Origin of the sequence: Streptomyces cyaneus, assembly GCF_004028635.1 — a bacterium.
GTDB lineage: Bacteria > Actinomycetota > Actinomycetes > Streptomycetales > Streptomycetaceae > Streptomyces > Streptomyces cyaneus.
On sequence record NZ_RQJW01000006.1, the window covers coordinates 528,439 to 543,812 of the forward strand.

A 15,374-nucleotide genomic window follows, 5' to 3' on the forward strand; every position below is an offset into this window, starting at 1 on the left:
GAACGCACCGAGTTCGAACGCGCGCGCCGATGTCCGAGCGCTCCGAGTACGGGGCGCTCGGACTCGGCGCCGTTCGAGTTCCCTGACCACCAGCAACACGAGCTGAATACGAGCGCCGCATGAGCGCCTTACGACGGGACGGTCGTACGTCGATGAGCCACCGCGCCGGCAACACCGGCCCCCACACTCTCGCCTTCGTCGAGAGCCCGGTACAGCTCCTGAACGTGCTCGAGTGGGCCCACGCCCGCGAGCACGCACTCGGCGCGGGACTCACCCTCGTCGTCCTGTCCCCGATCGACCCGATGACCCGCGGCCAGCTGCGCCGGATGGCCGAGCTGGCGCGGGACGAGGGGCACGAGGTCCGCTGGGAGGAGGCGCGGGGCGGCGCGGCCGCTCCCTTCCAGACGATCGGCGGCCTCGCGGGCCGGCTCCGCCGCGCCGACCGCGTGGTCCTGGGGGACCCGTTCTCCAGGTACGTCCAGTTGTTGCTGACCATCACCAAGGCCCGCGACCTGGTCGTCGTCGACGACGGCACGGCGACCATGGAGTTCGTCGCCCAACTCGCCCGCGGCGAACGCCTGGTGCGCTGGCACCGCAAGGGCGGCCGTCCCGGCCCGCGCGACCTGGTCTTCGCCCCGGTGTCGTCGGCGGCGCGCAAACGCCTGACACCGAGCGAGCACCGCACGGTCGAGATCTTCTCCTCGATGCCGATGGAGGAGACACCCGAGGGGGTGACGGTCACCGCCAACACCTTCGCCTGGACCCGCGCCCGCTTCGGCCCGCCCCGCATCACCAAGGGCGCGGACATGGTGGGTACGTCGCTGGTCGAGACGGGGGTCGTGGACGGCGACCGCTACCTGGAGGCGGTCCGCTCCCTGGCCAAGGCCCACGGCGCGACCCGCTACTTCGCCCACCGTCGCGAGAGCGCGGAGAAACTGCACCGGCTGGCGGTCGAGACGGGCCTGGAGATCGTCCGCCCGGACCTCCCCCTGGAGCTGATCGCCCGCCGCGGCCCCATCGGCCGCACGATCCTGAGCTTCCCGTCGACCGTCGTCCACACCCTGCCACTGGCCCTGACCGGCACGGAGGTCCGGGTCGCGGTGTGCGACATCGACCCGGCGTGGCTGACGGAGAATGCCTCGCCGCGGGCGCAGGGGTTCCTGTCGGGGGTTACGGGGACGGCGCGGGACGTGCATCGGCTGTCGGCGGTCAGCGTGGTGTGACGGGGAGGACCGGCCCGGCCCGGAGGCCGGGGTGGCCCAGCGCGACGGCGGAGGTCAGCGCGGTCCGGGAACGGGCTTCTCGGCGAGGAGGAAGGCGCGGGGGCGTTTCTCCTCGCCGTCGGGTTCCCGCACGATCCGGGCGTACAGCCGCAGGCCCGCCTCGGTGAGGTGGGCGATGACGTGGTCCGGGGTGCGCCAGTAGTAGTCGAGCGCTATCTCCTGGCCGAAGCGCTCGCTCAGGTGCAGGTGGTCCTCGCAGTCGCCGGACTGGAACGCCAGCAGCACCGGGGCTCCAGGCACGAGCACCCGGTGGAACTCGGTGAACATCGTGAGCAGGTGATCGTCCGGCACATGGATGATCGAGTACAGCGCGACGATCCCGCCCAGCGTCTCGTCCGGCAGGTCCAGTGACGTCATCGAGCCGACGTGGAAGCGGAGTTCGGGATACGCGCGGCGGGCCAGGCCCACCATCCGGGGCGAGAGGTCGACGCCGAAGACCGGCAGGCCGAGGGTGTGCAGATGGGCGGTGACGGAGCCGGGGCCGCTGCCGAGGTCGGCGACGGGAGCCGGGGTGTGCTCGCGGGCCAGTTCGGCGAAGGCGCTGACCAGGGAGCGGTCCAGGGGAGTGCTGTCGGCCGTCCAGTCGGAGAAGCGGTCCGCGTAGGCGGGGGCCATGGCGTCGTACGAGGCTCGGGTGGCCTGCAGGAAGTCGGCGGTCACGGGCCGCACCCTAGTCCGGCGGACGGACGGGCGTCCGGAAGTTCACCAGGGGTCCGCGATCCCGACAGGTGAACAGAACCGACGGTTCTGTCCGGGGCGTGGTATGCGTTGAGGTGTGGGTGGCTGAAATCGTCACTCTCCGTCTCCGTCGATTCCATGATCGACTGGCCGGAAAGTCGCGCGAGTTTACCCACCCAAACCGATACCTATGCGTCGGGCGGCCAGATTTTCTTCCCCAAACGGGTTGAACTTTTGTTGATCGAGGGTCAGTTGGCCACCCCAGCGTCCTACCCTTTAGAGGGTGAACCAACTGATGTCCGCAGAGTCCGAGGCCGATCACACCGGAGAAGCCGCCCTTCCCGGCATCCTGCCGGAGGCGCTCCGTGCGGAACTCGTCGAGTTCCGGCGGGACTTGCACATGCACCCGGAACTCGGCAACCAGGAGTTCCGTACGACCGCCGCGATCAAGGCCCGCCTGGAGAAGGCAGGCCTGCGCCCCCGCGTGCTCGCCATCGGAACCGGGCTCGTCTGTGACATCGGGGAGTGGGACGGCGAGCGCCCCATGCTCGCCCTGCGCGCCGACATCGACGGCCTGCCCATCCCGGACACGAAGAGTGACTGCCCGTACCGCTCGACCGTCCCCGACCGGGCGCACGCCTGCGGCCACGACGTCCACACGGCCGCGGTGCTGGGCGCCGGCCTGGTACTGGCCGAACTGCTCGAACAGGGCAAGCTGCCCCGCCCCGTCCGCCTGCTCTTCCAGCCCGCCGAGGAGGTGCTCCCCGGAGGCGCCGCCGACGTCATCGAGTGCGGGGTGCTCGAAGGGGTGGGCCGGATCCTCGCCGTGCACTGCGACCCCAAGGTGGACGCCGGGAAGATCGGACTGCGGCAGGGCGCCATCACGTCCGCCTGCGACCGGCTGGAAATCGCCCTGGACGGGCCCGGCGGGCACACCGCGCGCCCCCACCTGACGACCGACCTCGTCACCGCCGCCGCCCGGGTCGTCGCCGACGTGCCCGCGCTGGTCGCCCGACGCACCGACGCCCGCAGCGGCCTCGCCGTGACCTGGGGCCGCATCGAGTCCGGCCACGCGCCCAACGTCATCCCGCAGCACGCCGAGCTCTCCGGGACCGTGCGCTGCCTCGACCTCGACACTTGGCGGCAGGCGCCCGACCTCGTCGTCGCCGCCATCGACGAGATCGCCAACCTGCACCGCGCCAAGTCGGAGATCAACTACATCCGAGGCGTCCCGCCCGTCGTCAACGACCCCGCCGCGACCGACCTCCTGCGCGACGCCATGACCGCCCGCCGCGGCGCCGACTCCGTCGAGGGCACCGAGCAGAGCCTCGGCGGCGAGGACTTCTCCTGGTACCTGGAGCACGTCCCCGGCGCCATGGCCCGCCTGGGTGTACGCACGCCTGGTGACCGGATCGGGCGGGATCTGCACCAAGGGGACTTCGACGTCGACGAGTCCGCCATCAAGGTGGGGGTGGAGCTGTTCACGGCGGCGGCGCTGCTCGACGCTGCCGCGGGTTAGTCGGAGCGCCCTCGCTGTAAGGGGCGAGGTTGTTCAGCGACTGCGGGCTCGTTGTGGCCGGTCGCGCAGTTCCCTGCGCCCCTTGAGGGCGTTGCTGCATGCGGCGCCGAGAGAGCACCCTCCGCTTGCGGCCGACGTGCCGCGGAGGCAGCCTGAGCGCATGGCGATCCCACCCGAGCGCCATCACGCTGACGACAGCCCTGGTGACGGAATGTGTGGTGCGTAAGGGGGTGCAATGTCCCATGCGCACCTTTCGGTCCGGTGGTTCACAAGGGCGTAACCGGCCATCGGCACGAATGGATAACGGCACGACGGAACCCCGTTCCCAGGAGTGTCTACGCGCGTTAATGTGCGCCGAACTCAGCACCCACTGCGGGGCTTGGAGAATGGGGACTTCACGATGCGTCGGATATCCAAACTGACCCGTGTCGCGGTGGGGGTTGCGTCGATCGCGCTCGCTGCCACGGCGTGCGGTGGTACCAGCAGCGACAGCGGCGGCGACAGCGACGCGAGCGGCGCGGCCAAGGGCCTCGCCATCGCGTACGACATCGGCGGCAAGGGCGACCAGTCCTTCAACGACGCCGCGTACGCCGGGCTGGAGAAGGCCAAGAAGGAGTTCGGCTACCAGACCGCCGACATCGAGCCCACCGAGGGCGAGACGGACGCCGACAAGGAGCAGCGCCTGGCGTCGCTGGCCAAGCAGGGCTACAACCCGGTGATCGGCGTCGGCTTCGCCTACGGCCCCGCGATGGAGGCCGTGGCCAAGAAGTACCCGAAGACCACCTTCGGCATCGTCGACTCGGTCGTCGAGGGCGACAACGTCGCCTCCCTCGTCTTCGCCGAGGAGCAGGCCTCCTACCTGGCCGGTGTCGCCGCCGCCAAGGCCACCAAGACCAACACCGTCGGCTTCGTGGGCGGCGTGGACATCCCGCTGATCCACAAGTTCGAGGCCGGCTACAAGCAGGGTGTCCAGGACACCAGCGGTGGCAAGGTCAAGGTCGTCTCCCAGTACCTGACCCAGACCGCGGAGGAGGGCGGCTTCTCCAGCCCCGACAAGGGCAAGGCCGCCGCCGAGGGCCAGATCGAGAAGAAGGCCGATGTCGTCTACCAGGCGGCCGGTCTGTCCGGTCAGGGCGTCATCGAGGCCGCCGCGAAGGCCAAGGTCTGGGCGATCGGCGTCGACTCCGACCAGTACAAGCAGGCGGCGCTCGCCAACTACAAGAACTACATCCTGACCTCCGCTCTCAAGGACGTCGGTGGCGCGGTCTACGCGCTGGCCAAGTCCGTCCAGGACGGCAAGCCGCTGACCGGCACCCAGACCTTCGACCTGAAGGTCAACGGCGTCGGCCTGTCCGAGTCCAACCCGGAGTTCGCGAAGATCGCGGGCCTGTCCGACGCCGTGGCGAAGGCCAAGGCGGGCATCATCGACGGCTCCATCAAGGTCAAGACCGAGTAGCAGCGGTCGTACGCACACAGAGCGGGCGGGCATCCGGGGGGTGCCCGCCCGCTCTGTCGTTCCCGGCTTCTCCGGATCACCCACCGCCACGCTCTGTTTGCTGTCGGCAAGGCCTTGGTCAAGGTCTGACGTGGTGTTGGCCACGGGCGCATAACAAGGTGGACAGAAGGGGTTTTCAGGCAGGTCTACGCGCGTTAATCTGCGGCGAAAGCCAGCGCCGTAGCTGTGAAGCTGTCCCGAGCTGTACCGTCCGGCGCTGGGCGAACCGACAGGAGCTCTACACATGCGCCGGATTTCCCGGATCACGGTCGCAGGCGCAGCGACCGCCTCTCTGGCCCTCGCTCTCTCCGCCTGCGGCGGCACTTCGACCTCGGCCTCGTCGTCGGAGTCGAAGGGCGGCAACAAGGGCCTCGCCATCGCGTACGACGTCGGCGGCAAGGGCGACCAGTCCTTCAACGACGCCGCGTACGCGGGCCTGGAGCAGGCGAAGAAGGAGTTCCAGTACGACACCGCCGACGTCGAGCCCACCGAGGGTGAGACGGACGCCGACAAGGAGCAGCGACTGGTGTCGCTGGCCAAGCAGGGTTACAACCCGGTGATCGGTGTCGGCTACGCGTACGCCACCGCCGTGAAGGGTGCCGCGGAGAAGTTCCCCGACACCACCTTCGGCATCGTCGACGACTCCACGGTCGAGTCGAAGAACGTGGCCGACCTGGTCTTCTCCGAGGAGGAGGCCTCGTACCTGGCCGGTGTCGCCGCCGCCAAGAGCACCAAGACGAACACGGTCGGCTTCGTGGGCGGTGTGGACATCCCGCTGATCCACAAGTTCCAGGCCGGCTACGAGCAGGGCGTCAAGGACACCAACCCCAAGGTCAAGGTCCTCTCCCAGTACCTCACGCAGACCGCGGAGGAGGGCGGCTTCGCCAGCCCGGACAAGGGCAAGTCGGCCGCCGAGGGTCAGATCGAGAAGAAGGCCGACGTCGTCTACGCGGCCGCCGGCCTGTCCGGCCAGGGTGTCATCGAGGCCGCCGCCGCCAACAAGGTGTGGGCGATCGGTGTCGACTCCGACCAGTACAAGCAGGAAGCCCTCGCCAAGTACAAGGACTCCATCCTGACCTCGGCGATGAAGGACGTCGCCAAGGCGGTGTACAACCTGGCGAAGTCGGTCGAGGACGGCAAGCCCGAGACCGGTATCGTTCGTGGCGATCTGAAGACCGGCGAGGTGGGCCTGTCGAACTCCAACCCGAAGTTCGCGGACGACACCGAGCTCCAGGACGCCATCAAGACGGCCAAGGAGAAGATCATCAGCGGCGAGATCAAGGTCAAGTCCAGCTGATTGCAGCAACACCCTGAGCAGCGGTAACCGAGGGGTTACGTCCGCTCAACGGGGTACGGGGAAGCTTCTCCCCGTACCCCGTTGTCGCGGTGCGTCGGCCCCTTATCAGGCCATAGGGGCGCTACGCGCGTAGACGACCCCCGTCCCCAGGAGAGTGCGCCATCAACGCGTCCAGCAGCCCTCCGGCCGGCGCGGCGGTCAACGGTCAGGTGACCGCCGTCGAACTCGCCGGGATCACTAAGCGTTTCCCGGGCGTCGTGGCCAACCACGACATCCACCTAAGCGTCCGCAAGGGCACCGTCCACGCCCTCGTCGGCGAGAACGGCGCCGGCAAGTCGACGCTGATGAAGATCCTCTACGGCATGCAGAAGCCGGACGAGGGCACCATCGCGATCGACGGCGAGCAGGTCACCTTCTCGTCGCCGGCCGACGCCATCGTCCGCGGCATCGGCATGGTGCACCAGCACTTCATGCTCGCCGACAACCTCACCGTCCTCGAGAACGTCGTGCTGGGCAGCGAGAAGCTGTACGGCATCGGCGCCAAGGCCCGCCGCAAGATCAAGGAGCTCTCCGAGCGCTACGGCCTCGGCGTGAAGCCCGACCTCCTGGTCGAGGAGCTCGGCGTCGCCGCCCGCCAGCGCGTGGAGATCCTCAAGGTCCTCTACCGCGGCGCCACCACGCTGATCCTCGACGAGCCGACGGCCGTCCTGGTGCCGCAGGAGGTCGACGCGCTCTTCGACAACCTGCGCGAGCTGAAGGCCGAGGGCCTGTCGGTCATCTTCATCTCCCACAAGCTGGGCGAGGTGCTGTCCGTCGCCGACGAGATCACCGTCATTCGTCGTGGTACGACCGTCGGTACCGCCGTTCCCGCCGAGACCACCCCGCGCCAGCTCGCCGAGATGATGGTGGGCAGCGAGCTGCCGACGCCGGAGACCGCGGAGTCGACGGTCACCGACCGCCCCGTCATCACGGTGGACAAGCTGCGCCTGGAGGCGGCCGGCGGCAAGGCCCTGCTGGACGACATCACCTTCACCATCCACGCGGGCGAGGTCCTGGGCATCGCCGGCGTCGAGGGCAACGGCCAGACCGAGCTGGTCGACGCGCTCATCGGCCTCAAGAGCGCCGACTCCGGCACGATCACGCTGATCGACGAGGAGATCACCGGCTGGACCACCCGCAAGCGCCGCGAGCAGGGCATCGGCTACATCCCCGAGGACCGCCACCGCCACGGCCTGCTCCTGGAGGCCCCCCTCTGGGAGAACCGCATCCTCGGCCACGTCACCGAGAAGCCCAACGCCAAGGGCGTCTGGCTGGACCCGAAGGCCGCGCAGGCGGACACGCGCCGCATCGTCGAGGCGTACGACGTCCGCACGCCCGGCATCGACGTCACCGCCGCCTCCCTTTCCGGCGGCAACCAGCAGAAGCTGATCGTCGGCCGCGAGATGAGCCACAAGCCGCGCTTCCTCATCGCCGCGCACCCCACCCGTGGTGTGGACGTCGGCGCGCAGGCAGCCATCTGGGACCACATCCGCGAGGCCCGCCGCGAGGGCCTGGCCGTGCTGCTGATCTCCGCCGACCTGGACGAGCTGATCGGCCTGTCCGACACCCTCCGCGTGATCTACAACGGCAAGCTGGTCGCCGACGCCGACCCGGCCACCATCACCCCGGAGGAGCTGGGCTCGGCGATGACCGGTGCCGCCACCGGTCACCTGGAACACGACGAGACCCCCGAGTCCCCGGCAGACACCCCCGAGACTCCCGAGATCCGCAAGTCTCCCGAGTCTCCGGAAGACGAGGCCCGCTGATGAAGAAGTTCGACAAGGAGCGCGTGCTCCTCGCCGTGGCCGGACCGGTCATCGCGCTCGCCGTGGCCTTCGTGCTCAGCGCGATCGTGCTGCTCGCCTCGGGCAAGAGCCCGGTCGAGCCGTACACCCTGATGTTCGAGCAGCTCAGCTTCTCGGACATCCAGGTGCTGATCATCAACCAGGCCTCGATGTACTACATCGCGGCCCTCGCGGTGGCCATCGGCTTCCGGATGAACCTGTTCAACATCGGCGTCGACGGCCAGTACCAGCTCGCCGCCATGATGGCCGCCGTCGTCGGCGCCCACGCGAACCTGCCGGCCGCCCTCCAGGTCCCGCTGCTGATCCTCACCGCGGTCTGCACCGGCGCCTTCTGGTCCGGCATCGCCGGTGTCCTGAAGGTCACCCGCGGTGTCAGCGAGGTCGTCGCGACGATCATGCTCAACGCGATCGCCACCTCCGTGATCGCCTACCTGTGGCTGCCGAACGTCTTCGGCGTCAAGGTCGGCAACAACAACACCACCGGCGAGATGCACGAGTCCGGCTGGGTCCCCGGCATCGACATGGGTGACGCCGGCGAGATCTACGGCCTGGTCTTCCTCGCCGTCCTGCTCGGCATCGGCTACTGGGTCGTCCTCAACCGCACCCGCTTCGGCTTCGACCTGCGCGCCTCCGGCGCCTCGGAGTCCGCCGCCGCGGCCAGCGGTGTCGACCCCAAGCGCATGGTGCTCACCGCCATGCTGATCTCCGGCGGCATCGCGGGCCTCGCCGGCCTGCCGATCCTGCTCGGCGACACCCACACGTACAGCCTGAACTTCCCCACCGGCATCGGCTTCCTCGGCATCGGCATCGCGCTGCTCGGCCGCAACAGCCCCGTCGGCATCGCGTTCGCCGCCCTGCTGTGGGCCTGGCTCGACAAGGCGTCGCCCGAGCTGGACTTCCACGGCTACGACAAGGAGATCGCGGTCATCATGCAGGGCCTGATCGTGCTCTCGGTCGTCGTCTCCTACGAGGCCGTCCGTGAGTGGGGCCTGCGCCGCCAGCAGCGCCGGGTCGGCGCAGAACTCGCCGCCGGCCACGTGCTCGGCGCCGACAACAACACGAAGGAGGTGGCTGGCCGATGACCACCGCCACCGACGTCAACCAGCCCACGCTGCAGCCCGCCGCGCCGACCGGCCGCCGCCTGTCGTGGCAGGTCCTGCTGCTGGTCATCGCCGGAGCCCTGGCGCTGACCTCGATCGTCCGCATCATCACCGGCGCCGACGGCATCACCAACGTCAGCCAGATGTCCACCGCCCTCCAGCTCGCCGTGCCGATCGGCCTCGCCGGTCTCGGCGGTCTGTGGGCCGAGCGGGCGGGCGTCGTCAACATCGGCCTCGAGGGCATGATGATCCTCGGCACCTGGTTCGGCGCCTGGGCCGGCTTCCAGTGGGGCCCGTGGACCGGTGTCGTCGTCGGCATCATCGGCGGCTGCATCGGCGGCATCCTGCACGCCATCGCCACCGTCACCTTCAGGGTCAACCACATCGTCTCCGGTGTGGCGATCAACATCCTCGCCCTCGGCATCACCCGCTACCTCGCGCCCCTCGCCTTCGAGGGCCACGCGGGCGGCTCCGCCAAGCAGTCCCCGGCGATCGACTCGCTCGGCCACTTCACCGTGCCGGGCCTGTCCGACGGGCTGCGGGACCTGAACAACCACGGCTGGTTCTTCATCTCGGACATCGCCGGCCTGCTCGGCGGCCTGGTCACCGACGTCTCCTGGCTGACCCTGATCGCCATCGCGCTGATCCCGGCGACCTGGTGGATCCTGTGGCGTACGGCCTTCGGTCTGCGGCTGCGCTCCTGCGGTGAGAACCCGGTGGCGGCCGAGTCCCTCGGTGTGAACGTCTACAAGTACAAGTACATCGCCGTGGTCATCTCCGGCGGCCTGGCCGGCCTCGGCGGTGTCTTCCTCTCCATCGTGGCCAACCCCTTCTACCTGGAGGGCCAGGTCAGCGGCCGCGGCTACATCGGTCTCGCCGCGATGATCTTCGGCAACTGGATGCCGGGCGGTCTCGCCCTCGGCGCCGGTCTGTTCGGCTACACCGACAGCCTCAACCTGCGCGGCGGCTCCCAGAACGTCCACGCCCTGCTGCTGCTCGGCGCGCTCCTGCTGATCATCGGCGCCATCTGGCTCGTGGTCACCAAGAAGTACGCCTCGTCGATGATCACCGCGGTCGTCGGTGCCCTGGTGTACGCCTGGTACGCCACCACCAACGAGGTCCCGAACCAGGTCGTCTCCGCCACGCCGTACGTCATCACGCTCATCGTCCTCACACTGTCCGCGCAACGCCTGCGCATGCCGAAGGCGGACGGCCTGCCGTACCGGAAGGGCCAGGGCAAGTGACCTCGGCCGCCTCCCACGACGTCGACTGGGACAAGCTGCGCGCGGCGGCCCGGGACGCGATGTCCCGCGCTTACGCCCCGTACTCCGGCTACCCGGTCGGCGTCGCGGCCCTGGTCGACGACGGCCGCACGATCACCGGGTGCAACGTCGAGAACGCGTCGTACGGTCTCGGCCTGTGCGCCGAGTGCGGACTGGTCTCGGAGCTGCAGAACTCCGGAGGCGGCCGCCTGACGCACTTCACCTGTGTGGACGGCAACGGCGACCCCCTGGTCCCGTGCGGCCGCTGCCGACAGCTGCTGTACGAGTTCGGCGGGCCGGACCTGCTGCTGGAGACCCCGGCGGGGATCCTGCCGCTGTCGGAGATGCTGCCCCAGGCCTTCGGGCCGGGCCACCTCACCAAGTAACTCGTAACTCCCGTGCGGCCCCTCCGAGTTGTTCACACGACCGGCTCGGAGGGGCCGTACGACTTCTGGAACCCTCGGAAGGAAGCCAAGCCATGGCCATGGACGCCATCTCCGTCATCCGCACCAAGCGGGACCGCGGCGAGCTCAGCGACGAGCAGATCGACTGGGTCATCGACGCGTACACCCGCGGCGAGGTCGCCGACTACCAGATGGCCGCCCTCAACATGGCGATCCTCCTCAACGGCATGAACCGCCGTGAGATCGCCCGCTGGACGGCCGCGATGATCGCCTCCGGCGAGCGCATGGACTTCTCGTCCCTGTCCCGCCCCACCGCCGACAAGCACTCCACGGGCGGCGTCGGCGACAAGATCACCCTCCCGCTCGCGCCCCTGGTGGCGGCCTGCGGGGCCGCCGTTCCCCAGCTCTCGGGCCGAGGCCTCGGCCACACGGGCGGCACGCTCGACAAGCTGGAGTCGATCCCGGGCTGGCGCGCCCTCCTCTCGAACGAGGAGATGCTGAACGTCCTCGACACCACCGGCGCGGTGATCTGCGCGGCGGGCGACGGGCTGGCCCCCGCGGACAAGAAGCTGTACGCACTGCGCGACGTCACCGGCACGGTCGAGGCGATCCCGCTGATCGCCTCGTCGATCATGTCGAAGAAGATCGCGGAGGGCACGGGCTCTCTGGTCCTGGACGTGAAGGTCGGCACGGGCGCCTTCATGAAGACCATCGAGGACGCGCGCGAGCTGGCGTCCACGATGGTGGGGCTGGGCACGGACCACGGCGTGAAGACGGTGGCCCTGCTGACCGACATGTCGACCCCGCTGGGCCTGACGGCGGGCAACGCCCTCGAAGTCCGCGAGTCGGTGGAGGTCCTGGCGGGCGGCGGTCCCGCCGACGTGGTCGAGCTGACGATCGCTCTCGCCCGCGAAATGCTGGACGCCGCCGGAGTGAAGGACGCCGACCCGGCCAAGGCCCTGGCCGACGGCTCGGCGATGGACGTCTGGCGCCGCATGATCGCGGCCCAGGGCGGCGACCCGGACGCGGAGCTGCCGGTGGCGCGCGAGCAGCACGTGATCAAGGCACCGTCGTCCGGTGTCCTGACCCGCCTCGACGCCTACGACATCGGTGTCGCGGCCTGGCGCCTGGGCGCCGGACGTGCCCGCAAGGAGGACCCGGTGCAGGCGGGCGCGGGCATCGAACTGCACGCCAAGCCGGGCGACACGGTGACCGAGGGCCAGCCCCTGCTGACCCTGCACACCGACACCCCGGAGCGCTTCGAGTACGCGCTCCAGTCGGTGGAGGGGTCGTACGACATCGCGGCGACGGGGACGGACTTCACGGCGTCGCCTGTCGTGCTGGAACGTATCGCCTGACCAGGCGGTTTCCCTTTCGGGTGAACGGGATCGGTGGACCGGCGCCGGTCCCGTTCGGCATGCTGGGATCGGTGACGACCGATTGGAGACCGCCATGAGCGCACTCGCCGCCGAGTCCGGTGCCCCTGAGGGCACGGACTGGGACGAGATCGTCCGTGTCTGGGAGGAGACGGACGCTCCCGAGGGCAGCAAGGTGGAGATCATCGAAGCGGTCGTCACCGTGCCGCCGCCGCCGTCCGAAGAGCACAACGACACTGCCGAGCTGCTTCACGAGCTCCTGTACGGCGCACGACCTCCTGGCTGCGACTGGGGTATCTATCAGACCCTCGGGCTGACGTGTCCGGAGACGGGCAGCCTGTTCGTTCCCGACCTGTGTGTGGTGCCGAGAGCTGCCTTGCGCCGTGGCACGCGAGTGCACGCAGGCGAGGCGGAATTGGTCGTCGAGGTCACGTCCCGGAGCAATGCGAACCACGATCGCATCAAGAAGGCCCATGGCTACGCCGTGGCAGGCGTGCCGCTCTACCTTCTCCTGGACGCCTGGCAGTCGGGGCGCCCCACGGCGACGCTCTACGGAGAACCTCAGAGCGGCACGTACCGAGTCCTCGCCTCGGTGGAGTACGGCGAGGAGTTGACGCTACCCGCACCGTTCAAGCTGGTCCTCGACACCGGCATCTTCCCTCTGACCTGAGGCCCTCACCCCAACAACGCCGCCACTCCCACCAGCACCGGCACCGACAACACCGTCGACAGCAGAATCGAGTCCCGCGCCAACCGCTCACCCACCCCGTAACTCGACGCGTACGTGAACAGGTTCTGCGCCGCAGGTAGCGCGGACGTCACCACCACGTCCAGCAGCGGAGCGCCCCGCAGCCCGAACACCCCCGCCGCCAGCGCCCAGGCCGCGGCAGGCTGGCCCACCGACTTCAACGCGACCGAGAGCAGCACCGGATGCCGGTCCGGGCCCCGGCCGGGCATCGTGCTGCCGCACAGGGAGATCCCGAAGGCCAGCAGGACCGCCGGGACCGACATGCCGCCGATCAGGGTCAGCGGGTCCAGGACGGGCGCCGGGACCTTCAACCCCGCCGCCGACACCGCCACCCCCGCCAGTGAGCCCACCGCGATCGGGTTGCGCAACGGCGTCAGCAGCCGCCGCCACAGCGGGCCCTTCTCGCCCTCGCCGGACAGGTCGAGGACCGTCAGCGCGATCGGGGTGACCCCGACCAGCTGGAACAGCAGCACCGGCGCCACCAGCGAGGCGTCGCCCAGGACGTACACCGCGATGGGGATGCCGAGGTTGCCGGAGTTGACGTAGCTGGAGCACAGCGCGCCGATCGTCGTGCGGCCCACGCCCCAGCGCCGTACGACCCCGACCGTGACGAAGACTCCGGCCGCCGCGGCCGTGCTCAGTGCAGTGACCAGCAGGCGACTGGAGAAGATCACCGAGAGGTCGGTCTGCGCCAGCGTGGTGAACAGCAGGGCCGGGGACGCCACATGGAAGGCCAGCTTGGTCAGCACCTCGCGGCCATTGCCGCCGAGGTAACCGCGCCGGCCGATCACATAGCCCACCCCGATGACGACCGCGATCACCGCGAACCCCGTCAACACCCCCTGCACGGCGCCTCCTCGGCGGAGAGGAGGCCGCAGGGTATTCGGGGATGCGCTGATGCGTGGGGCATACAGCCAACCCTCTGGGGAAGGAGGGCAGCGGGTCAACGTGATCTCGGTCGGCGGACACCCGCGCACGGGCCACGAGCAGCGGGAATACGGCGACCGGAGCTGGCCCGATGAGTTACGCCGCCCCGCCCGGTCTACCGATCGTGGACGCCATGACACCCGCTGTACTCGTGCTGGCCGGCCCCGTCACCCGGGACGAGGTGGCAGGGCTGTGCGACGACGTGCGTGCGCTGCTGGAGGCCTCGGGAACCCGAGTCGTGGTGTGTGACGTCGGAGGGCTCGGGCCGCCGGGGCTCGGCGCCGTCGACCTGCTGGCGCGGCTGCAGCTCGCCGCCCGGCGTGCCGGGGGCCGGATACGGCTACGCGACCCGGACCCGGCCCTACACGCCCTCCTCGACCTGGTCGGCCTCCGCTTCGAGATGGAGGGGGAGCCCGAACAGCGGGAACCAGCGCTGGGTGTCGAGGAAGCAGTGGAACCCGGTGATCCGGCCGTCTGATATCTCCAGGACCTGGACCGCCCAGGGGGTGAAGCCGCCCTTCTCCGGGTCCGGCTTGTACTGGGCGAAGCCCGGCAGTCCGTTGACCTGGACCGGGACCAGGTGCGAGCCGGCGCAGGGGGCGCCGAGGGTCGTCATGAAGCCGGTGATGTCCTTGACGCCGGTCAGCCACAGGTCGAACGGCGGCATCGTCATGATGGCGTCCTCGTGCAGCAGGGCCGTCAGCGCCGTCATGTCGTAGCCCTCGAAGGCGGCGACATACCGCTCCAGGAGCTTTTGCTGTTCGTCGTCCAGCGGGTCGGAGGCGTCGGCGCCGCTGCCCGGCTGCTGCTGCTCGGCGAGTGTCGCGCGGGCCCGCTGGAGCGCGCTGTTGACCGACGCGACCGTCGTGCCGAGCAGCTCGGCGACCTCGCTCGCCTTCCAGGCCAGCACCTCGCGCAGGATCAGCACCGCCCGTTGCTTGGGCGGCAGTTGCTGCAGGGCGGCCATGAAGGCGAGGCGCACCGACTCCTTGGCGACGGCCGCCTCCGCCGGGTCGTCGGTCGTGGGCAGCACCCGGCTGTCCGGCATCGGCTCCAGCCAGGTGTTGTCCGGACGGGGCGAGAGCGCCGCCTGAGCCAGCGGCGTCGACTCCGTCAGGTCCATGGGCCTGGCCCGCTTGTTGCCGGCGGTCAGCATGTCCAGGCAGACGTTCGTCGCGATGCGGTACAGCCACGACCGGAGGCTGGAGCGCCCCTCGAACTTCTCGTAGCTCCGCCAGGCGCGGACCATCGTGTCCTGCACCGCGTCCTCGGCCTCGAAGGACGAGCCGAGCATGCGGTAGCAGTACCCGGTCAGTTCGACGCGGTGTTTCTCCAGCCTGACGTCGAGGTCCGTTGTCGTAGTCGCCGTACCGTCGCTCATCGTCCACCCACCCCTGTGGCCCTGTCCCGAAGTGCGCCTCATCGCGCCCCACACTTCGGA

At 69.6% G+C, this 15,374-nt stretch carries 14 protein-coding genes; 11 read left to right on the forward strand and 3 right to left on the reverse strand.

From position 1 onward, the window contains the following. Positions 1-152: 152 nt before the first annotated feature. On the forward strand, positions 153-1,223 hold the full coding sequence (locus EHO50_RS24595; RefSeq protein ID WP_128433514.1) for a hypothetical protein: 1,071 nt from the start codon (positions 153-155) through the stop codon (positions 1,221-1,223). Positions 1,224-1,277: 54 nt separating this feature from the next. Here the strand turns inward: EHO50_RS24595 and EHO50_RS24600 are convergent, their stop codons facing one another. Further along, positions 1,278-1,952 carry a class I SAM-dependent DNA methyltransferase gene (locus EHO50_RS24600; RefSeq protein ID WP_128433321.1) on the reverse strand — a complete coding sequence of 225 codons (675 nt, stop codon included), beginning with the start codon at positions 1,950-1,952 and terminating at the stop codon, positions 1,278-1,280. A gap of 304 nt (positions 1,953-2,256) precedes the next feature. On the opposite strand from EHO50_RS24600, the gene EHO50_RS24605 reads away from it, so the two are divergent. The 9 genes from EHO50_RS24605 (at position 2,257) to EHO50_RS24645 (ending at position 12,928) form a co-directional block, all read left to right on the forward strand. Next, positions 2,257-3,480 (forward strand): M20 family metallopeptidase, encoded by a 1,224-nt coding sequence (locus EHO50_RS24605; protein ID WP_128433322.1) that lies wholly within the window; start codon positions 2,257-2,259, stop codon positions 3,478-3,480. A 400-nt stretch (positions 3,481-3,880) separates the two neighbouring features. Then, positions 3,881-4,936 carry a BMP family lipoprotein gene (locus EHO50_RS24610; RefSeq protein ID WP_128433323.1) on the forward strand — a complete coding sequence of 352 codons (1,056 nt, stop codon included), beginning with the start codon at positions 3,881-3,883 and terminating at the stop codon, positions 4,934-4,936. Positions 4,937-5,219: 283 nt separating this feature from the next. Beyond that, on the forward strand, positions 5,220-6,272 hold the full coding sequence (locus EHO50_RS24615) for a BMP family lipoprotein (RefSeq protein ID WP_128433324.1): 1,053 nt from the start codon (positions 5,220-5,222) through the stop codon (positions 6,270-6,272). A gap of 209 nt (positions 6,273-6,481) precedes the next feature. After that, positions 6,482-8,077, forward strand: coding sequence for an ABC transporter ATP-binding protein (locus EHO50_RS24620; protein ID WP_128433325.1), 1,596 nt, complete (start codon positions 6,482-6,484; stop codon positions 8,075-8,077). Beyond that, a complete protein-coding gene (locus tag EHO50_RS24625; RefSeq protein WP_128433326.1) occupies positions 8,077-9,198 on the forward strand; it encodes an ABC transporter permease in 1,122 nt (373 codons plus the stop codon). The genes EHO50_RS24620 and EHO50_RS24625 overlap by 1 nt, the downstream gene beginning before the upstream one ends. Continuing rightward, the gene (locus EHO50_RS24630; protein ID WP_128433327.1) at positions 9,195-10,460 is read left to right on the forward strand and encodes an ABC transporter permease; all 1,266 of its coding nucleotides are present in this window, start codon (positions 9,195-9,197) and stop codon (positions 10,458-10,460) included. The genes EHO50_RS24625 and EHO50_RS24630 overlap by 4 nt, the downstream gene beginning before the upstream one ends. Beyond that, positions 10,457-10,864 carry a cytidine deaminase gene (locus EHO50_RS24635; protein WP_128433328.1) on the forward strand — a complete coding sequence of 136 codons (408 nt, stop codon included), beginning with the start codon at positions 10,457-10,459 and terminating at the stop codon, positions 10,862-10,864. The genes EHO50_RS24630 and EHO50_RS24635 overlap by 4 nt, the downstream gene beginning before the upstream one ends. Positions 10,865-10,962: 98 nt before the next feature. Further along, on the forward strand, positions 10,963-12,240 hold the full coding sequence (locus EHO50_RS24640; protein WP_181449693.1) for a thymidine phosphorylase: 1,278 nt from the start codon (positions 10,963-10,965) through the stop codon (positions 12,238-12,240). Positions 12,241-12,334: 94 nt separating this feature from the next. Further along, positions 12,335-12,928: a Uma2 family endonuclease gene (locus tag EHO50_RS24645; protein ID WP_128433330.1), complete on the forward strand. Its 594-nt coding sequence runs from the start codon at positions 12,335-12,337 to the stop codon at positions 12,926-12,928. A 5-nt stretch (positions 12,929-12,933) separates the two neighbouring features. Here the strand turns inward: EHO50_RS24645 and EHO50_RS24650 are convergent, their stop codons facing one another. After that, complete coding sequence (locus tag EHO50_RS24650; RefSeq protein WP_128433331.1) at positions 12,934-13,854, reverse strand: AEC family transporter; 921 nt, start codon at positions 13,852-13,854, stop codon at positions 12,934-12,936. A gap of 170 nt (positions 13,855-14,024) precedes the next feature. Here EHO50_RS24650 and EHO50_RS24655 point away from each other — a divergent pair, with 170 nt between their 5' ends. Further along, positions 14,025-14,411, forward strand: coding sequence for an STAS domain-containing protein (locus EHO50_RS24655; RefSeq protein ID WP_128433332.1), 387 nt, complete (start codon positions 14,025-14,027; stop codon positions 14,409-14,411). On the opposite strand, the gene EHO50_RS24660 is transcribed toward EHO50_RS24655, so the two are convergent. Then, positions 14,295-15,314, reverse strand: coding sequence for a sigma-70 family RNA polymerase sigma factor (locus EHO50_RS24660; RefSeq protein WP_128433333.1), 1,020 nt, complete (start codon positions 15,312-15,314; stop codon positions 14,295-14,297). The genes EHO50_RS24655 and EHO50_RS24660 overlap by 117 nt on opposite strands. Positions 15,315-15,374 lie beyond the last annotated feature (60 nt).